This is a genomic window from Halomonas organivorans (genome assembly GCF_014192055.1).
Taxonomy (GTDB): Bacteria; Pseudomonadota; Gammaproteobacteria; order Pseudomonadales; family Halomonadaceae; genus Halomonas; species Halomonas organivorans.
Window position 1 is genome coordinate 523,370 of the sequence record NZ_JACHXM010000001.1, and the last position, 19,586, is coordinate 542,955.

At 67.2% G+C, this 19,586-nt stretch carries 18 protein-coding genes; 1 reads left to right on the plus strand and 17 read right to left on the minus strand.

What is annotated here, in order from left to right; translation table 11 throughout:
- Nucleotides 1-20: 20 nt before the first annotated feature.
- From FHR96_RS02390 to FHR96_RS02415, 6 genes are all read right to left on the minus strand, one after another.
- Nucleotides 21-1,580, minus strand: coding sequence for a malonate decarboxylase subunit alpha (locus FHR96_RS02390; RefSeq protein ID WP_183386030.1), 1,560 nt, complete (start codon nt 1,578-1,580; stop codon nt 21-23).
- Nucleotides 1,581-1,680: 100 nt separating this feature from the next.
- A complete protein-coding gene (locus FHR96_RS02395) occupies nt 1,681-2,979 on the minus strand; it encodes a TRAP transporter large permease (protein WP_183386031.1) in 1,299 nt (432 codons plus the stop codon).
- A gap of 3 nt (nt 2,980-2,982) precedes the next feature.
- Nucleotides 2,983-3,501, minus strand: a complete 519-nt coding sequence (locus tag FHR96_RS02400; protein ID WP_183386032.1) for a TRAP transporter small permease — start codon at nt 3,499-3,501, stop codon at nt 2,983-2,985.
- Between the two features lie 64 nt (nt 3,502-3,565).
- Entirely contained in the window at nt 3,566-4,696 is a 1,131-nt protein-coding gene (locus FHR96_RS02405) for a C4-dicarboxylate TRAP transporter substrate-binding protein (protein WP_246392729.1), read from the minus strand.
- A gap of 255 nt (nt 4,697-4,951) precedes the next feature.
- Nucleotides 4,952-5,371 (minus strand): acyl-CoA thioesterase, encoded by a 420-nt coding sequence (locus tag FHR96_RS02410; protein WP_183386033.1) that lies wholly within the window; start codon nt 5,369-5,371, stop codon nt 4,952-4,954.
- Between the two features lie 22 nt (nt 5,372-5,393).
- The gene (locus FHR96_RS02415; RefSeq protein WP_183386034.1) at nt 5,394-7,232 is read right to left on the minus strand and encodes a feruloyl-CoA synthase; all 1,839 of its coding nucleotides are present in this window, start codon (nt 7,230-7,232) and stop codon (nt 5,394-5,396) included.
- Between the two features lie 207 nt (nt 7,233-7,439).
- Here FHR96_RS02415 and FHR96_RS02420 point away from each other — a divergent pair, with 207 nt between their 5' ends.
- Complete coding sequence (locus FHR96_RS02420; protein ID WP_183386035.1) at nt 7,440-7,898, plus strand: MarR family winged helix-turn-helix transcriptional regulator; 459 nt, start codon at nt 7,440-7,442, stop codon at nt 7,896-7,898.
- Nucleotides 7,899-7,935: 37 nt separating this feature from the next.
- Here FHR96_RS02420 and FHR96_RS02425 read toward each other — a convergent pair whose 3' ends face one another.
- From FHR96_RS02425 to FHR96_RS02475, 11 genes are all read right to left on the minus strand, one after another.
- A complete protein-coding gene (locus FHR96_RS02425) occupies nt 7,936-8,766 on the minus strand; it encodes a 3-oxoadipate:acetyl-CoA acetyltransferase (RefSeq protein ID WP_183386036.1) in 831 nt (276 codons plus the stop codon).
- Nucleotides 8,767-8,906: 140 nt separating this feature from the next.
- Nucleotides 8,907-9,539 (minus strand): protocatechuate 3,4-dioxygenase subunit alpha, encoded by a 633-nt coding sequence (gene pcaG, locus FHR96_RS02430; RefSeq protein WP_183386037.1) that lies wholly within the window; start codon nt 9,537-9,539, stop codon nt 8,907-8,909.
- A gap of 40 nt (nt 9,540-9,579) precedes the next feature.
- Nucleotides 9,580-10,311: a protocatechuate 3,4-dioxygenase subunit beta gene (gene pcaH / locus FHR96_RS02435; RefSeq protein ID WP_183386038.1), complete on the minus strand. Its 732-nt coding sequence runs from the start codon at nt 10,309-10,311 to the stop codon at nt 9,580-9,582.
- Between the two features lie 239 nt (nt 10,312-10,550).
- Nucleotides 10,551-11,234 carry a metal-binding protein ZinT gene (locus FHR96_RS02440; protein ID WP_183386039.1) on the minus strand — a complete coding sequence of 228 codons (684 nt, stop codon included), beginning with the start codon at nt 11,232-11,234 and terminating at the stop codon, nt 10,551-10,553.
- Nucleotides 11,235-11,386: 152 nt separating this feature from the next.
- On the minus strand, nt 11,387-12,325 hold the full coding sequence (gene pcaQ / locus FHR96_RS02445; RefSeq protein WP_183386040.1) for a pca operon transcription factor PcaQ: 939 nt from the start codon (nt 12,323-12,325) through the stop codon (nt 11,387-11,389).
- Nucleotides 12,326-13,528, minus strand: a complete 1,203-nt coding sequence (locus FHR96_RS02450; protein ID WP_183386041.1) for an MFS transporter — start codon at nt 13,526-13,528, stop codon at nt 12,326-12,328.
- 153 nt (nt 13,529-13,681) lie between these two features.
- Nucleotides 13,682-14,881, minus strand: coding sequence for an alpha/beta fold hydrolase (locus FHR96_RS02455; RefSeq protein WP_183386042.1), 1,200 nt, complete (start codon nt 14,879-14,881; stop codon nt 13,682-13,684).
- 127 nt (nt 14,882-15,008) lie between these two features.
- Nucleotides 15,009-16,217, minus strand: a complete 1,209-nt coding sequence (pcaF, locus tag FHR96_RS02460; RefSeq protein ID WP_183386043.1) for a 3-oxoadipyl-CoA thiolase — start codon at nt 16,215-16,217, stop codon at nt 15,009-15,011.
- A 55-nt stretch (nt 16,218-16,272) separates the two neighbouring features.
- Nucleotides 16,273-17,061, minus strand: a complete 789-nt coding sequence (locus FHR96_RS02465) for a CoA-transferase subunit beta (RefSeq protein WP_183386044.1) — start codon at nt 17,059-17,061, stop codon at nt 16,273-16,275.
- On the minus strand, nt 17,061-17,879 hold the full coding sequence (locus tag FHR96_RS02470) for a CoA transferase subunit A (protein ID WP_183386045.1): 819 nt from the start codon (nt 17,877-17,879) through the stop codon (nt 17,061-17,063). Before FHR96_RS02470 ends, FHR96_RS02465 begins: the two co-directional genes overlap by 1 nt.
- A gap of 239 nt (nt 17,880-18,118) precedes the next feature.
- Complete coding sequence (locus tag FHR96_RS02475) at nt 18,119-19,483, minus strand: lyase family protein (protein WP_183386046.1); 1,365 nt, start codon at nt 19,481-19,483, stop codon at nt 18,119-18,121.
- Nucleotides 19,484-19,586: the final 103 nt, after the last annotated feature.

The window sequence follows — 19,586 nt, forward strand, 5'->3', positions numbered from 1 at the left end:
GAAGGGACTCGCCGCGGGGCTCAGGCGACGGTCAGCCGCTCGCGCAACCCGCCCCACTGGGGCTGGAAGAGCTCATGGGGCATCTCGCGCAGCTCGTCGGCGATGCGCGGCACGAAGTCCATGGCCGCCAGGATGTCGCGCTCGATGTCGAGGCCCGGCGCCACTTCGGTGAGGGTGATCTCGCCGTCGATCAGCTCGAACACGCAGCGTTCGGTGACGAACAGCACCGGCTTGCCGACCTCGCGGGCGTAGCGCCCGCTGAAGGTGACCTGGTCGACGCGCTGCACGAACTTGCGGCGATGGCTTTCCCGGCGGATGGCCAGCCGGCCGTCCTCGACCATCACCTCGCCGCCGTTGGTGAAGGTGCCGCAGAACACCACCTTGCGGGCGTTCTGGCTGATGTTGATGAAGCCGCCCGGGCCGACCACCTTGTCGCCGAACTTGCTGACGTTGAGGTTGCCCTCGTGGTCGGTCTGGGCCAGGCCGAGGAAGCAGACGTCCAGGCCGCCGCCGTCGTAGAAGTCGAACTGGTAGCCGTGGTCGATGATCGCCTCGGCGTTCCAGGAGGTGGCGAAGTCGCCGCCGCTAGCCGGCACCCCGCCATAGGTGCCGAGCTCGGTGGTCAGGGTCATCAGGTCGCTGACGCCCTCCTCCGCGGCGACGCTCGAGACCCCCTCGGGCATGCCGATGCCGAGGTTGACCATGCCACCCGGCACCAGCTCCATGGCGGCGCGCCGGGCGATCACCTTGCGCGGATCCAGCGGCATCGGCGCGATGCCGCCGAGCGGCACCTTGAGATCGCCGGAGAGCGCCGGGTTGTAGCCGGTCGCCATGGTCTGCATGTGCTGCTCGGGTTCGGCCACCACCACGTAGTCCACCAGGTCGCCCGGCACCTTGACGCGCTGCGGATGCAGGCTGCCCTGCTTGGCCAGGTACTCCACCTGGGCGATGACGATGCCGCCGCTGTTCTTGGCCGCCTGGGCCATCGACAGCTGCTCGAGGAAGATCGCCTCGCGCTCCAGGCTCAGGTTGCCGCGCTCGTCGGCGGTGGTGGCGCGGATCACCGCCACGTCCATCGGGAAGGTGCGATAGAGCAACCACTCCTCGCCCTCGAGCTCGAGGCACTTGACCAGGTCCTCTTCGGCTGCCGTATTGGCCTTGCCACCCTCCAGGCGCGGGTCGACGAAGGTGCCGAGCCCCACCTTGCTGATCACCCCCGGCTTACCGCCGGCGATGTGTCGCCACAGGTGGGCCATCACGCCCTGGGGCAACAAGTAGCCCTCGATGAGGTTCTCGCGGATCAGCTCGCCCATGCGCGGCGCCTGGCCGGTGTGGCCGCTGACCAGCCGCTTGACCAGGCCGGCATGCCCCAGGTGGTTCATGCCGCGGGTCTTGCCGTCGCCGCAGCCGCAGCTGTGCGCCACGGTCAGGTCACGGGGCGATCCGCTGTCGAGGAAGCGCGTCTCCAGCGCCGCGGCCACTGCCTCGGCGAAGCCGCACAGGCCGGCGGTGGTCCAGGCGACGGTGTCGCCATCCTGGATCAGTGCGGCCGCGGTACTGCTGTCGATGATCTTGCTCACTGTCTCGGCCCTCTTGTGCAGGCATAGAATGCTGAGATTTGAATATATTGTTTAAACAACAAACATTTTGAGGCGCACCACTCCCCGCCGCTGGCGGCCTTCAGCCGCCGGTCATCATCAGCACGATCTGGGGATAGAAGATCACCAGCGCCACCACCAGGATGTCGGCGACCAGGAAGGTCGCAACGCCCTTGAAGATGTCCACCAGCGAGGCGTACTGCCCGGCGACGCCCTTGATGACGAAGATGTTCATGCCCACCGGCGGCGTGATCATGCCGATTTCCAGCAGCTTCACCAGCAGCACCCCGAACCAGATCAGGCTGACGTCGTAGAGCTCGAACACCGGCAGCAGCACCGGCAGGGTCACCAGCATGGCGCCGAACGGTTCCATGAACAGCCCCAGGAACAGGTAGATGCAGACGACCACCAGCATCAGCTCGAGATAGGAGGGATCCCAGCCGCTGACGGCCCCGGTGATGTAGCCGGCCAGCCCGCTCAGGCTGAGGAAGAGCGTGAACATGCTCGCCCCCACCCCGATGATCAGCAGCGCCGAGGTGGTGGTCAGCGTCTCGAGCAGCGCGGCCTTCATGGCCTCGCGATTCAGGCGACCCAGAACCAGGGCGATGACGATGGCCCCGGCGGCGCCCACGGCCCCCGCCTCGGTGGCGGTGAACACGCCCGAGAACAGCCCGCCGAACACCAGCACGCCCAGCACCAGCACCGGCCAGATATCGACCAGGGCCTCACGGGCGCCGAGCTCGCGGGCGCCGACGGCCTCGCGCGGCACGATGTCCGGGCGCCACCAGCTGACCAGCAGGATCACCAGGGCATAGCTCAGCGCGGTCAGCAGGCCGATGGTGATACCGCCCAGGAACACCTGGGTGATCGAGACCTGGGCGAACACCCCGTAGACGATCATCAGGATGCTCGGCGGGATCAGCGCGCCGATGGTGCCGCCGGCGGCGATGGTGCCGCAGGCGAAGCTGGGCTTGTAGCCGCCGCTGACCATCTCGGGAATGGCGATGCGTCCCATGGCCGCCGAACAGGCCACGCTGGAGCCGCTCACCGCGGCGAAGCCGGAGCTGGCGACGATGCTCGAGATCGCCACCCCGCCAGGCAGCCAGCGAAACAGCACCTTGGCGGCATTGAACAATCCCTGGGTCAGGCCGGAATGGAAGCAGACGAAGCCCATCAGCAGGAACATGGGCACCGCGCTGAGCGTCCACTTGGCGATGAACTCGTAGGGGGAGGAAGACAGCATGCCGATGGCGGTGTCCCACCCCAGCATCAGGGTCATGCCGCCCAGCGACACGCTGATCAGCGACAGGGCGACCGGCACGCGCAGGGCCAGCAGCAACAGCAGGGCGGCGAGGCCATAGAGGCCGATGGAGACGGACATGATTCACCTCTCTCCTTGGCCGGCGGGCTCGGGCGCCTCGCCCCCGAGCAGCGCGGGCAGGCGGACGGCGCAGACCAGGGCCGCCAGGCCGAAGGCGAGCGGCAGCACGAAATAGGTCGGCCAGACGGGAATGGCGACATTGAGCGACATCACGTAGGAACCGATGTCGAACTGCTCCATGGCCTTGCCCCAGGTGGCCACGGCCAGGACGACGTAGACCGCCACCGAGAGCACCACCACCAACAGGTCCGAGAGGCGCAGCAGCCAGGGACGCATCAGCCCCTCCAGGGCCTCCACGGCGATCATCCCGCGGCGGCGCTCCACCCAGCCCAGGGGCAGCAGCGCCATGGCGATCAGGTAGTAGCGGGTCACCAGCTCGACGGTGGCGGGCACCGACACCGACAGGGTCCAGCGCAGTACCACGTCCAGGGTGATGTGGATCACCATCAGCAGCATACCGAGGGTCCCGAGCAGCGCCAGGCCGACGGCGATGCGATCGGTCAAGCGATACAAAGCGGCCATGAGCGAGTCTCCAGCATCGTGGTCGGGCCCGGAGACCGCCATTCACGGTCTCCGGGGTGGGGCATCAGATGCCGTAGGAGGAAAAGTCGACCTTGTCCCAGACCTCGCGGTTCACCGCTTCCGCCACGGCCTCAGGCTCCTCGCCGACCTCCTCGACGATGCCGTTCCACTTGTCGACCAGCGCGATGAAACGGTCGAGCTTGGCACGCGCATCCTCGACGCCGTAGCGCTCCTGGGCCTGCTCCGCGGCGTACTCGAGATCCTGCTCGCCGAAGGCACGGCTGGCCTCGACCAGGGCCTCGTCGGGCTCGATGATCTCGATGTCATGCTCGCGGGCGATCTCCATGGCCTCGTCGGTCATCTCGTAGGCCCAACGCTCGATCGCCCGGGCACTGGCCTCGGTCGAGGCGCGCACGATGGCCTCGCGATCCGCCGGCGACAGGCTCTGCCAGGTCGTTTCGCTCACGGCATGGGAGATCGTGCTGTGGAAGGTGCCCAGGTCGAGCTTGGTGATGCTGTCGATCGCGTCCTCGAGGCGGAACGAGATGATGTCGCCCATCGAAGCGACGGTGCCGTCAATGACGCCCTGGGACAGCGCCTCGAACTGCTCGCCCACCGGGATCGAGGCCGGCGAGGCCGACATGGCCTCCGCCCAGCGCGAGTACTGCGGACCACCGACCCGCAGGCGCAGCCCTTCGAGGTCTTCCTGGGTACGCACCGGCTGGGTGCTCAGCAGCTGATAGGTATCGGTGGAATGGGTGCTGGTATAGACGATGCCGAGCGCCTTGAGCTCCGCCTGGCAGGCCTCGCAGGTGGCGATGTACTCGGTCATCGCCGCCCCCATGGCATAGGGATTGGTGCCGAGCAGCGCCATGTCGCCGACCAGGTTGATCTCGGGCAGGTCGGCCGGGAAATAGGCCGGCAGGAACAGCCCCACCTCCACCAGGCCGCTGCGCATCGCGTTGCGCATGTTGCTGATCGAGGCGATCTCGGTGCCGAGGAGCTGCCCGCCCAGGCGGCCATCCGTCGCCTCCCCCAGCAGGTCCACGAAGTCGGTATAGAGCGGCGTGTGGGCGGGATGCGCCGGCGGCACCCCCGGCGCCATACGCAGGTCGCGGGCCTGGGCCTGGCCAGCGAGCGTCAGGCTGCCCAGGGCGGCGGCGATGGCGAGGGTCTTGAAGGAGCGATGCATCATGGATCACCTCAGCGGTCGGGTGGCGTTGTATTTGTTTATTTATAAAACAATAGATTTACACATCTATCTTGAGCCCGATTATAGGTCACACAACCACCATGCCCGATACCAGACTTTGGTATGAACGTCGTGGTCTCGGGTGTGGCAAAGTGCGAGGACGCAATACGCCCCGGCAGGCATAGCCTGTCGGGGCGTATTGCGTCATGAAGGCTCAAGGCGTGACACACGGGGCGCGAATGCCAGCGTGTTGCCCTACTAACCCGGCCCCAGGGCCTCCCGCACCTCCTCCGGCACCGGCCGGCCCTGCAGTCGCTGCGGGTCGTCCGGATGCCATCCCGCCCACACGCGGGTCACGGAGGCTTCCACGGCCACCGCCTCGCTGCGATGCAGCACATGGTGTACATCGAAGCTGCTGCGCCGGAACTCGGCGATCCGCGTCTCGATGCGCACCTCGTCGCCGAAGCGACAGGGGGCCAGGAAACGGCTGCGCAGGTCGACCACCGGGTAGCCGATCACCGCGAAGCGCGCCTGCAGGGTCGCCAGGTCGAGACCGGCCTTGGCGAACAACAGGCAGGTGGCGTGATCGAAGTAGGCCAGGTAGCGGGGATGGAAGACGATCCCCGCCGGATCGCAGTCGCCCCATTCGATGGTGCGAACATGGGTATGGGTCAGCATGGGCTCCTCACCGGGGCCGGGCTCAGTCGAGCCGCAGCACCCTCTCGGACGGCGCGTCGGCGTAGAGCTCGTCGACGATGGCGGCGCGATTCTCCAGCACCGCTCGCTGGTTGATCGAGCCCTTGTCGGTGGCCTCGTTGGCATCCAGGCGCGGCGGCTCGTCGAGCAGCACCGCGCGTCGGACGCGATTCGAGCTGCCCGTACCGTGCTCGGCCAGTTCGCCCAGCAGGCGGCGGAAGCGCTCGCGCACCGGCTCGCTGGCCAGCACCTCCGCGACCGTCGCCTCCCGACCAGCCCCCGCCAGCTCACGGCACTTGTCGAGCTCGGGGAAGACCAGGATCGAGACATGGGAGCGGTCGATCCCGGCGATCACCACGTCCTTGACGTGGGGCGCGCCCAGCTCGATGACGCGGGCCCGTAGCGGGCCGACGCTTACCCAGGTGCCGGTATCGAGCTTGAAGTCCTCGGAGATGCGGCCGTCGAAGCGCATGCCGCGCTGGGGCGTTTCAGGGTCGATGAACTTGACCGCATCGCCCAGGCAGTAGAAGCCCTCCTCGTCGAAGCTCTTGGCGGTGATCTCGGGCTGACGCCAGTAGCCCGGCATGACGCTTGGCCCCTTCACCCGGCACTCCAGCTTGCCGCCGTTGGGCACCAGCTTGACCGTCACGCCGCGGGCCGGCAGCCCGACCACGCCGGAGCGAGATTCCTCCAGCGAGGCGAACATCGCCGAGGGCGCCGTCTCGGTGGCGCCCAGCCCGGTCAGCATGCCCACCTTGCAGCCGAGCGTCTGGATGGCCAGGCGATCGAGCTCGTCCCAGACATGCTGAGAGAGTCCCGCGGCGGCGAAGAACATGAGGTTGAGACGCGAGAAGAAGGTCTCGCGCAGGGCATCGTCGCGCTTCAGATGTTCAACCAGGATCTCGAAGCCCTTGGGAACGTTGAAGTAGATCGTCGGGGCGATCTCGCGCAGGTTGTCGAGTGTCTTGTCGAACTCCCCAGGCACCGGACGGCCGTCATCGATATAGAGGCTTCCGCCGTTGTAGAGCACGATGCCGGCATTGTGGTTGCCGCCGAAGGTATGGTTCCAGGGCAGCCAGTCGACCAGCACCGGCGGCTCGTCGCGCAGGAAGGGCATCTGGGCGGCCAGCATCTCCTGATTGGCGCACAGCATGCGGTTGGTGTTGATCACTCCCTTGGGCATGCCGGTGGAGCCGGAGGTGAACAGGAACTTGGCGATGGTGTCGGGGGTGACGGCCGCATGGGCCGAGTCGACCGCCTCGCTGACCGGGGTATCAAGCAGCTCGCGGAACTGGCGTGCCCCGTCCACGGCCCCGGGCTCCACGGCCAGGCATTCGCAGTCGTCGGGCTTGACCGCCGCCAGGGCGGCGGCGAAATCGTCGGCCCTGTCGACCATCACCATGCCCGGCGTCAGCAGATCGACGATATGGCGCAGCTTGACGAAGTCGCGGCTGACCAGCGAATAGGCGGGGGAGATCGATGCATAAGGGATCCCCACGTACATGGCGGCCATCGCCAGCAGCAGGTGCTCAACGGAATTGCCGCTGAGGATGACGAGAGGACGCTCGACGCTCAGCCCTGCATCGAGCAGGCACTGGGCCAGGCAGCGCACCCGCTCGAGCGCATCGGCATAGCTCAGGCGTTGCCACTGGCCCGTGTCATCACGCCGCGCCACGAAGCAGCGCGCTGGCGCCTCGGCCGCCCAGCGGTCCAGGCAATCCATCAGGGTGTCCGGATAGTCGCCGAGCGGCTCGGCGACTCGCAGCAGTTGGACGCCATCATCGCGGCGCGTGAGCTGCGCCGTCGCCTCGCCCAGACGGACATCGCGGAAGGAATGAAGCATGTTCGCACCCGGTCATTGTGTCGTTGTCGAGAAGGCTCGATCTGCCCTACCCCGGGCATCGATGCCTTGGTAGCATGCTCTTCAATAGTTCCACATATTGTTTAGGTGCAAAACATTATATGTGTTAAACATTGGTCTAGGGTACCGCTGCGAACGGCTCCGACCGCCTTTGTGCGCCTGACGCTTACACACGAGCAGAGCAGACACATGAATCACGACGACAGTAATGAGATCGACTATTCGATGCTGAAGTCACGCCTCGGCTACAAGCTGCGGCGCGCCCAGATGGTCTACTTCGACGTCTTCGCCGAGGCCTGTGCCAGGGAAGGCATCACCCCGGGACTGTTCGGCATCCTCGCCATCGTCTACCACAACCCCGGACTGACCCAGTCGGCCGTCTCGAATGCGCTGGACGTGGACCGCTCCGCCATGGTGGCGGCGATCGACAAGCTGGAGGGCATGGAAGTGATCGAGCGACGCAAGTCGAAGCACGACCGTCGCTCCTATGCGCTCTACCTGACACCGAAGGGCAAGACCTTCACCGAACGTCTCAATCAGAAGGTCGAGGCGGGCGAGGAGGCGTTCACCACCTTCATGGAAGAGGGAGAGCGGGAACAGCTGCTGGAGACCCTCGACCGGATCATCCAGGCCCGCAGGGGCAGCTGAACCCGCGGCAACGGCCCGCCCCCATCATGGAGCGTCTTCAGGCAGGCTTCAGCCCCAGGATCTCCCGGGCCTGCTGCCAACTGGCCACCGGCCGCTCGTACTGCTCGCACATCGCCACGACGCGCTCCACCAGGGCGGCGTTGGACGGGGCCAGGGTATGGCGATCGAGACGCACGTTGTCCTCGAGGCCGGTGCGGGTATGGCCGCCCGCGGCGATGGACCACTCATTGAGCACCAGCTGGTTGGCGCCGATTCCTGCGCCGCACCACTGGGCGTCCGGCGCCAGCCGCTTCAGCGTTTCGATATAGAAATCGAAGGTCGGCCTGTCGGCGGGCATGGCATTCTTGACGCCCATCACGAACTGCACATAGAGCGGCGCCTTGATCTTGCCCTGCCGGCACAGGCTCGCCGCCTGGTGGATATGCGACAGGTCGAACGCTTCGATCTCCGGCTTGACGTCGTACTTCAGCATCTCGTCGGCCAGCCACTCCACCAGTGACGGCGGGTTGTCGTAGACACGGTTGGGGAAATTGTTGGAGCCCACCGCCAGGCTCGCCATGTCGGGCCGCAGCCGCAGCATGCCGCCACGTTCCTGGCCGGCTCCCGAGCGCCCGCCGGTGGAGAGCTGCACGATCATGCCCGGGCAGTGCTTGCGCAACCCCTCTAACAGCCTGGCGAACGCCTCCGGATCGGAGGTCGGGGTCTGGTCCTCGTTACGCACATGACAGTGGACGATGCTGGCGCCGGCCTCGAAGGCCCCCTGGGCGCTCTCGACCTGCTCCTCGACGCTGATGGGAACGGCGGGGTTGTTTTCCTTGCGTGGCAGGCTGCCGGTAATGGCAACGCAGATGATGCAGGGGTTGGACATCACGACCTCTCCTGTTGTCGCCGGGGCGGGTGGGGCCGCGGCTCCCACGGGCCCGGCCCTGGCTGGCGATAGCACCAACGAAGCGCGCCGCCCCAAGCATAGGACGGCGCCACGGCTATGCTCGTGTCACGGGGCGCGACTCAGAAGTCGAAGAACACCGTCTCGCCCTCGCCCTGCAGGCGAATATCGAGGCGATAGCGCACCTTGCCGTTCACTTCCTCGCGCTTGGCGAACAGCGTCTGGCGCCGGGTCGGCGACTCGATGGCGTTCAGCACCGGGCAAGAGGCGTTGGCCTGGGCCTCGTCCTCGAAGTAGAGCCGGGTCTGCAACTGAATGTTGATCCCCCGGGCGAAGATCGCCAGGTTGATGTGCGGCGCCATGACCTTGCCGTCACCGCGGGTCACCGCCCCCGGCTTGATGGTCTCGAGGCGCCACTCGCTGGCACCTTCGGCGGTGGTGGCGGTGCGGCCGAAGCCGTTGAACGGCTGCTCGAGATCGAACCCGGGCCGGTATACGCCCTGGCTATCGGCCTGCCAGGCCTCGATCAGGGCGTCGCGCACCGGGTCGCCGTTGCCGTCGATGACGGTGCCGACCACCTCGATGTGCTCACCCTCGGCTTCCGCCTTGGCCATGCGGTTCCAGATCTCTTCCTCACGCTCGGGCAGGCCGGCCACGTCCAGGGCCAGGCCAATGTGCACGTAGGGCCCCGCGGTCTGGGAGGCGGTCTCGCGCAGCATCAGCTCGGCGGTGGGGGTCGAATTGGGCTGTTTCATGATGGTCCCCTGATCCTGTATCACTGATTCTCGAACCAGCTCATTGATTTTCGAAGTAGGTCTGCAGCTCGCCGCGCACCACCAGGTCGAAGCGATAGGCCAGGCAATCCATGGGCTTGCTCTGCGCCATGTCGAGTCGACCGATCATGGTCTCGACGGCCTCGGGGTCCTTGAGGGTCTGCACGATGGGGCAGATCGGAATCAGCGGATCGCCCTCGAAATACATCTGGGTGATCAGGCGGGTGGAGATCGCCGGCCCCATCACCGAGACGTGGATATGGGCCGGGCGCCAGGTGTTGATGCCGTTGCCCCAGGGATAGGGGCCAGGCTTGACGGTACGGAAGCGGTACCAGCCCTGCTCGTCGGTGAGGCAACGCCCCACGCCACCGAAGTTGGGGTCGAGCGGGGCCAGGTAGGCATCCTTCTTGTGGCGATAGCGGCCGCCGGCGTTGGCCTGCCACATTTCCACCAGGGTATGCGGCACCGGCTTGCCGAACTGGTCGACCACGCGGCCGAACAGCATCATGCGCTCGCCTACCGGCAGGCCGTCCTGCCCCTGGCCTTCCCGATAGTTCATCAGCAGGTCGTTGTCGTAGCGTCCCATACGCAGCCGGCGGAAGTCGGGGCCACCGAGCTCGGAGATGCTGGGCGACTGCAGGCTCACCAGGGCCTGGCTCGGCGAGCGGGCGACGGAGGTCTTGTAGCCCGGCGCATAGGCGGGCGGATGCCAGTCACGGTCGCGTTCCACGAAACGCTTGTTATCGTCTTGCATATGGCGTGTCTCTTGCTGGCTGACGGGAGTGGCACCGCCGGCAAAGACGGAAAGCCACCTCATGACAGCCAGTGTGGCGCCTCGTCGCGGGGCTGCCAATTGACGTCTCGCCGAGGGGGTATAACTCCATGGTTATCACCTCGACAACGCGAAGGCCCCTCGCTTGAGGGGCCTTCGTGTACTAAACGGGTTGCACGATACAGGGGCACGGCCATGCCGCGAGGGCGCGGTCAGCGGCGCTAGTGCGCCAGCATCTCCTCGGCGATCTCCTGGCCCTCCAGATCGGCGGGATAGTAGGTCGGCCAGTGCTCGACCTCTTCCAGCAGCGCCTGGCGATCGTCGCCCCAGTACAGGTGGTAATGCCCGGCGTCGTTCGGGGCGATCGCGTGGTCGCTGAACTGGATGAACTCGGGCAGCGCCTCGCCCCCGGCTTGCCGCTCGAAGATATAGCGGACGCCGCGGTTGCCGGCCTCGTAGGTCAGGATCTCGTAGCCGTCATAGACATACTCGCCGGTGCGGGCTCCTTGCGGGTCATGAAAGGTGACGTCGCTGCCGTCGATCTCGATGCGCGCGACGTCCGTCTGGTAGCCCTTCCGGTAATACGCCTTGTAGTCGTCGGCCGTCTTGTCGGCGCTGTTCGCGGCCTTGGCGGCCATCACCTCGTCGAGCGTCCCATCCTGCAGATAGGGATATACCGATTGCCAGTCGCCCTGCCAGTCAGCCAGCGAACGGTCCTCGACCTGGCTGTCGTCGAAATAGCCGGCGTAGATATCCTCGTCGTGGTCGTGCCCATGGTCGTGTGCATGGTCATGCCCGTGGTCGTGTTCGCCCTCGGACGAGTGGGCGATGACCCACTGGCTGCCTGCCAATGACAGCAGCCCGATGGCCAGGACGCTGGCCTTCCTTGCAGATCGCATCTCCATGATGTCCTTTCCTTGATGGTCGAATCCCGCCGGAGTTGGCGGAGGCTAACAAGCTACGATATAACATAACAAAAAAATCTCATGCGACACCAGCCCTACCGACGCCCCCGACCTCGATCCCCTGCCCAACCGCTCGATGGGAAAGCGCTGGTTCAGGCGTCGCCGGTGGCTTGCCCGATCCGCTGCTCGGCGGCCACCTCGCGCAGCACCTCGCAGAACGCTTCCAGCACCAGCGAGGGCTGCATGGTGGCGTTGGTGCACAGCCCCACCGAGCCGCCCTGCCCCTCCAGCGGCAGCGCCAGCTCGACGAGGCGGCCGTCGGCGAGATCCTCGAGCACCGACTCACGAGGCGCCACCCAGATGGCATCGCCCTCCTGGGTGAAGCGGCGGCTGATCGGCAGCGACAGGGTCTCCAGCAGCCGGCCGGGCAGCGTCAGCGAATGGCGCACGCAGAAGCTGTCGACCTGCTGGCGCAGGGTGGTACGGGGCGGCGGCACCACCCAGGGAAACTCGACCAGCCGCGCCGGCACCAGCGGATCGACGCCGGCCAGCGGATGGCCGCGGCCCACCACCAGCAGCAGCGGCTCGTAGTAGAGATGCTCGAAGGCCAGGTCACGGATCTCTCGAGCCTCGGTCATGCGCCCAACCACCAGGTCGAGCTCGCCGAGCCGCAGCTGCGAGAGCAGAAAGGCACTGGAGCCGGCGACGACGTTGACGCCGACCTCGGCCGCCGCATTCTCCTGCCATCGGCGAATGGCGACGGGCAGCAGCCGGCTCTCCACGGTGGACAGTGCGCCGACGCGCAGCCACTGCCCCCGGTGGGCATCGCCCACCGCGGTCACGCCCTCCTCCAGCGCGCGGATCGCCGGCCCGGCATGGCGCAGGAAGGTCAGTCCGGCCTGGGTCAGCGCCACGCCCTGGGTGCCACGCTCGAACAGCTCGGCGCCAAGGACGTCCTCGAGTTCGCGGATGGTCTTGGAGACGCCTGGCTGGCTGATCGCCAGGCTGTCGGCGGCACGGGCGAAGCTACGCCGCTTGGCGACCTCCAGGAAGGCCTGCAGGTGACGCAGCTTGATGCGCGAACTCAACACTCAGGCCTCCTTCTCTCGCGAGGCGAGCAGGCGGGGCATGCCGGCCATGGCCACCAGGCTGATCGCCAGGGTCGGCAGGAAGGCCAGCGCCACTATCCCGGTGGCGTCGTTGAGCCAGCCGCCCACCACGGTGATCGCAAACACCAGCAGGTAGCCGAAGCACAACATGCCGCTCATCAGTCGCGGCAGGCGCTCGACGGATACCAGCCAGGCCGGCAGGGCCAGCACGAAGATGAACAGCGCACTGGTGAAGAAGCCGAAGACCCCGGCGGCCCATACCACCCCGGCACCCGGCAGCCACAGCATGGCCGGCAAGGTGAGCAGAGCCAGCGCCGCGATGACCATCAGCGGGCGATGGCGCCCCATCAGCCGGTCGGCCCAGACAATCAGCAACGCCGAGGACAGCATCTGCGCGCCATTGAGCGCGGTCAGGCTCGGTGCGAGCAGCGTCAGGCGGTCGCTGGACTCGAGAATCGGCGGCAGGAACACATTGCCGCAGAAGTACAGCGCCGCGGCGCAGCCGAGCAGCGCCACCAAACGCCAGGTGCGCCCATCGCCCACGTCCGGCAGCATCAGCCGCGCCGCCGTCGAGCCGCCTCCCGTCTCGGGCAAGGCACGCGCGCCGACTATCAGCGCCAGCATCAGCAGCGGCACCGGCAACACCCAGAGCGCGAAGGCCCATTGCCAGGCGTCGCCCAGCCAGGCTTCGGCCAACGGAGCGGTCACCCCGGCGGCCAGCAGCTCGCCGACCAGCAGGCCATTGGTATAGACGGCAGACGCTCGCCCGATGCGCTGCGGCGCCCATAGCTTGGCCAACACCGGCATGGCCGCCTGCATGAAGGCGATGCCGGCTCCCATCAGGATAGTGGCCAGCATGAAAGGCAGGAAGGCATCGGGCAGCGAGCGCATGGCGCTGCCCAGCGCCATGATCGCCAGCCCCCCCAGCAGGCATGCCTTGACCCCCAGCCGAGCCAGCATCCAGCCAGTAGCCAGGCCGCCGAGTGCCAGCGTGACCAGCGGCAGGCTGGTGGCGATCGCCACTTCACCGCTGGAAAAGCCAAGCCCCGCCTTCAGTTGGGGGATCAGCGGCGGCACGATCAACACCGTCAGGCGCAGATAAAGGCCCAGAGACCACAGCAGGCCGTAAACCAGCAGCGCCTGGCGCCCCTGGCCCGGCATCTCCATCGTCGCTTGGTCGTGCATGTCCCTCCTCCCTGGTCGGTCAGTCATTACCCTCGCCCGGCCTCGCACAGGGCCGATGCGATCCCCCAACGGCACGAAGCCGGCCCCTGGGCCGGCTTCGTATCCTGCCATGTCGGGGCCATATTAGCGCCCTAACAAATAGTCATGTGCGAGTCAGGGTGACTCTTCGCCCCACCCCAGCTGCTTGGCCAGCGCGAAGGCATGGTTGGCCGCCGGCACGCCACCGTAGACCGCCACATGCATCAGCACCTGACGCAGCTGGGCCTCGCTGAGGCCGATGCGCTTGGCGGTCTTGAGATGCAACTCGAGCTCCTCGCGGCCCAGGGCGGCGAGAATGCCGGTGGTGATCATGCTGCGCTCGGCGCGTGTCAGGTCCTCGTTGCCCCACAGCTCGCCCCAGGCCAGCCGGGTGATCATCTGCTGGAAGGGCGCGTCCAAGCTGGTGGCGTTCTCGGTGGAGCGCGCCACGTGGGCCTCACCCAGCACCTGCTTGCGGGTCTCGAGGCCCTCTTCATAGGACACCCCCTGCTCGCCGACCCGCGAGCGGTCAGCGGCCATCCACACCAGCAGCCGTTTGGCGAACGCCTCGGGAACCTCCACCGAGGGCACGTGGCCGACGGCCTCGATGACCTCCAGCGGTGCGCCGCCGCACTCGGCAGCCAGGGTCTGCAGGGTCTCCGGCGGGGTCGCCATGTCCTCGCTGCCGCCCAGCAGATGGACGTCGACGCCCTCCGGACCGGCACAGGACTCCTTGAGCCGGCCACGAAAGTCGGTGCGGCCAAGCATCTCGCACAGCCGGGCGTAGCTCTCGGCGTCGGTGCGCGCCATCTGGACGCACCAGCCGCTTTCCAGGGCCGGGACGCGCTTGATCAGGTCGGCGGCGAACCAGCGCGGCACGATCTCGCCGGCCATGGCCGCCAGGCCTTCCTCGCGCACCCGGCCGGCCCGGGTATTCCACAGCTCGGCGTTGCCGATCACCGCGCCGGTGTTGGTCAGGGTCGCCGACAGCAGCCGCTCGGCGTTCGCCTGGATCAGCTGCTGGCCGACTACCCCACCGATGGAGGTACCGACGAAGTGGAAGCGTGCCGCACCGGCCCGCTCGGCCAGGGCCAGCGCCTCGGCGGCCAGCGCTTCGGGGGTGATCTCGCCGCCGTCCGCCGGCCAGGCCTCGCTGGCGCCGTGGCCAGGCAGGTCCCAGGTCAGCACCCGGTAGCGCGGCAGCAGCGCTGCCAGCACGTCGTCCCAGACCGCCTGGGTCATGCCCAGCGGATGGGCCAGGATCACCAGCGGGTTGGCCTCGGCGCCCAGCAGGCGATAGGCCACGCTGCGACCGTCGATGTTCAGAAATGCCATCAAACACTCTCCCATCCTCAGGCGTCGAATCACGGCTCGGCGCCCGATTGGAAACCGTGGGAAGAGGGCAGAAATCTCGGTCTTTCTTCCTTTCCTCTTCTACCTTCCCTCTTCCCTCTTGTACCTCTTACGCCCTCTCGATCAGCGTCGCGATGCCCTGCCCCACGCCGACGCACATGGTGCACAGCGCATAGCGCTTGCCGGTCTTCTGAAGCTCATGGGCGGCGGTCATCAGCAGTCTCGCGCCGGACATGCCCAGTGGATGGCCCAGGGCGATGGCGCCGCCGTTGGGGTTCACCCGCGGATCGTCGTCCTCGAGGCCCAGGTCGCGCATGCAGGCGAGCGCCTGGGCGGCGAAGGCCTCGTTGAGCTCGATGACGTCGATCTCGTCCAACGACACGCCGGTCCGCTCCAGCAGGCGACGCACCGCAGGCACCGGACCATAGCCCATGATACGCGGCTCCACGCCGGCGGTGGCCATGCCAACGATCCTGGCCATGGGCGTCAGGCCATGCTGCTCCACCGCCGCCTGGCTGGCGACCAGCATGGCCGCGGCACCGTCGTTGACCCCGGAGGCGTTGCCGGCGGTGACGCTGCCACCTTCCGCCTTGAACGGCGTCGGCAGCTTGGCGAGCTTCTCGACGGTGGTGCCGGCACGCGGATGCTCGTCGGTATCGAAGATCAGCGGCTCCTGCTTGCGTCGCGGGATCTCGATGGCGACGATCTCCTCGGCAAAGCGCCCGGCCTCTTGTGCCTCGGCGACCTTGGCCTGGGAGCGCGCGGCGAAGGCGTCCTGGTCCTCGCGGGAGATGCCGAACTGCTCGGCCACGTTCTCCGCGGTCTCGGGCATCGAGTGGGTCTCGAAGGCCTTCTTCATCAGCGGATTGACGAAGCGCCAGCCGATGGTGGTGTCCTCGATCTGCTGCCCGCGGGAAAAAGCGCTCTCGGCCTTGCCCATCACGTAGGGCGCGCGGGACATGGACTCCACGCCACCGGCCAGCGCCAGGTCCATCTCGCCGGCCTTGATGGCGCGGAAGGCGGTCCCCACGGCGTCCATCCCCGAACCGCACAGGCGGTTCATGGTGGTACCGGGGATGGAGGCCGGCAGGCCGGCCAGCAGCGACGACATGCGTGCCACATTGCGGTTGTCCTCGCCGGCCTGGTTGGCGCAGCCCATGAAGACTTCCTCGATCGCCGCGGCCTCGAGCCTCGGCGCCTCGGCCAGCACGGCCTTGAAGATATCGGCGGCCAGGTCGTCGGGACGCACGCTGGCCAGGGTGCCGCCGAAGCGACCGATGGCGCTGCGGCGGGGATGACAGAGATAGACGTCGGTCATGGCAAGACTCCTTGGTCGCCCCGGCGAGCCGAAGCGACGATGTCGTTATCGGCGCTTACTGGCCGGTGTGAGCGCGGGCGGTCCTGTCCTTGAGCTCACGCAGCACCTCGAGCTCGCGGGCACTGGGCTCCGGGGTGCTCTCCAGCTGCTCGGCGAAGCGGATCTCCCAGCCGGTGGCCTCCTGGACCTGCTCGGCGGTCACGCCCGGATGCAGCGACACCACCGTGAGCTCCTTGGTCTCGGGGTCCGGCTTCATCACGCACAGGTCGGTGATCACCCGTGTCGGGCCCTTGCCGATGTTGGGCACGCCGTCGCGGCCCTTGCCGTCGCGGCCGAAGCCCAGGGTGGTGATGAAGTCGACCTGGTCGACGAAGGCGCGCTTGGAGTGCTTGAGGGTGATGAACACCTCACCGGCGTTGGTCGCGATCTCCGGCGCGCCACCGCCGCCAGGCAGGCGCACCTTGGGTGCGGTGTAGTCGCCGATCAGGGTGGTGTTGAGATTGCAGTAGCGGTCGATCTGGGCGGTGCCGAGGAAACCGACGTTGATCTTGCCGCCCTGCAGCCAGTAGCGGAACATTTCCGGCACCGAGACGGTGGTCAGCGCGGTCTCGCACAGCTCGCCGTCGCCGATCGACAGCGGCAGCACCTCGGGCTTGGTCTGCAGGGTGCCGGATTCGTAGATCAGCACCACGTCCGGGGCATGGGTCAGGCGCGCCAGGTTGGCGGCCTCCGAGGGCAGGCCGATGCCGACGAAGCAGGTGGTGCCGTTTTCCAGCGCCCGCGCGGCGGTCACGGTCATCATCTCGCCAGCGGTATAGTCCAGGCTCTTTTCGACGGTACTCATCAGGCGTTCCCCCCGGCGTTCATGACGTTGTCGTCGATCCATTGGGTGAAGGCGTCGCGGTCACGGGCGATGGCGTCCCACTCCTTGTAGAAGCTGTTGTTGCGCGGGTAGTAACCGTGCGCATAGGACGGCAGCGAGCCCTTCTCGGCCACGGCAATGGCGTCGATGGCCCAGCCCGGGATCACGCAGGCATTGGGATGCGTATCGAGATCGTCGACGATTTCCTCGACGGTGACGATGCTGTGCGTGGCGGCCAGAATCGCCTCCTTCTGCACGCCGACGATGCCCTCGACCAGCACGTTGCCGGCGCGATCGGCCTTCTGGGCATGCACGATGGAGACGTCCGGACGCACGGACGGCACCGCGGCCAGGCGCTCGCCGGTAAAGGGGCACTCGATGAACTTGATCTGGTCGTTGACGTTGGGCAGCTCGCTGCCGACGTAGCCGCGCAGCACGGCCAGCGGCAGTCCGGCGGCGCCGGCCTCGAAGGCGCAGGCCATGGCGGCGTGGCTGTGCTCGAGAATCTCGATCTTGTGCGGCCAGCCCTTCTCGACGGCGTCGCGCAGGCGGTGCAGGGAGCCCACGCCGGGATTGCCGCCCCAGGAAAAGATCACCTTCTTCGCGCAGCCGGCGCCGATCAGCTGGTCGTAGACCAGGTCCGGCGTCATGCGGATCAGGGTCAGGTCACGCTTGCCCTGGCGAATGACCTCGTGCCCGGCGGCAAAGGGAATCAGGTGGGTGAAGCCTTCCATGGCCACGGTGGCGCCGTCTTCGACGTAGCGCGCCACCGCGTCATGCAGGCTGAGGAGCTCGGCCATGATGTTCGCCTCTCGGTTGGAACACCGCGGGAACCCGTCCGAGAGGCCCACGCCGGCGTTCGAGGATTGCTGTTCGAGCGCCTGCGCGTTCGAACCTTGATGTGCGCTATGTGAACATAGGTTTGTGATACGAACAAAATAATCCGCACGACAGCCATCGTCAAATCACCACGCAAGAGGGGGCCGACAGTGTCGGCCCCCTCTCTCGTGACTTTTTTATCGATATTTCAAGGTGTTAATTAGCACTCTAACCAGGCGATCGCCCGCGCCACCTGCGCCACGCTGCTACCAAGGTATAAGGCCGGGTCGCTGGCGGCCTCGAGATCGGCACGCTCGAATTCGGCCGCCAGTTCTCCATGCCGGGACACCAGCAGCGCTTCGAGCGCGTCGGCATAGGCACCGCCCTGGCGGCGGGCCTGCTCCGCCGCTTCCGCCGCCAGCCCCTTGGCCGCGTCAGGTCCCAGGCGGGGCGTCAGCAGCCTGGCCACCGGCTCGGCCATGATCGCGCCGCCGGTCACCGCGAGATTGCGTCGCATGGCCTCGCCATGGACCTCCAGGCCTTCGAGCAGCACGGCGGCCTGCTCGAGGGCGCCTTCCAGCAGCAGCGCGCTGTCGACCAGCGGCCCCCACTCGGCATGCCATTCGCCAAGCCCTCGCTCCAGCGGCTGTGCCGTGGCGTTGAGGATCACCGAGGTGTGGCCATGGATCTGTCGACAGGCCCCACGGATCATCGCACTGCGCACCGGGTTGCGCTTGTGAGGCATCGACGACGACTCCCCCATGCCCTCGCCTGCCGGCTCGGACACCTCGCCGAGCTCGGTCTGGGTCATCAGGGCAACGTCCAGCGCCAGCTTCTCGGCGGCGCCGGCCACGGCGTCGAAAGCCGTCGCCAGGGCATGTATCGGCTGACGATCGGTGTGCCATGGCAGCACCGGCGCCGACAGCCCGAGGCGTTCGGCAAGGCCGTCCATGACGCTGAGGCCGAGGCCCTCCCGGCCCGGCTCGTCTAAACCAGAGTGCACGCCCACGGCACCGCCGAACTGCACCGGCAGCCCCGGTCTGGCCAGCGCGGCCAGGCGCCGGCGCGCCTGTTCGAGGCCCAGCGCCCAGTGCGCCACCTTGACGCCGAAGGTGATCGGCAATGCCTGCTGCATCAGCGTGCGTCCGACCATCGGCGTCCGTTCATGGGCCTGCATCAGGGGCAGCGCCGCCCTGCGGCAGCGCAGAAGCAGCGCATCCAGGCTGGCCAGCCGTGGCGTCAGCAGGACCATCAGGGCAGAATCGACCACGTCCTGACTGGTGGCGCCGAGATGCCAGTAGCGCTTGAGGTCGTCGGACAGCGCGGCCCGCCCGGCCTTGACGAAGGGAATGGCTGCATTGCCGCCACGGGCGATGCCGGCGGCGATCGCGGACATGTCGAAGGCGTGCCCCTCCAACTGCTCGCGCATGCGTTCGGCGGTCCCGGCGGGAATGGCCCCTTCGGCCTCCTGGGTGTCGGCCAGGGCCAGCTCGAAGGCCAGCATGGCGGCGACGAAGTCCTCATCGCGGCTGGCGGCCAGGGCGTGCTGGCTCATGAAGGGACGCTGAATCAGATCGGCGGGCATGGCAGGATCTCCCTAGGGTGAGATGGCCGCCCCGCGAGCGAGGCCGGCCCGTCACTTGACCAAAGTCGTACAAGTGTTCGCAATTCGAACAATATGCTAGATT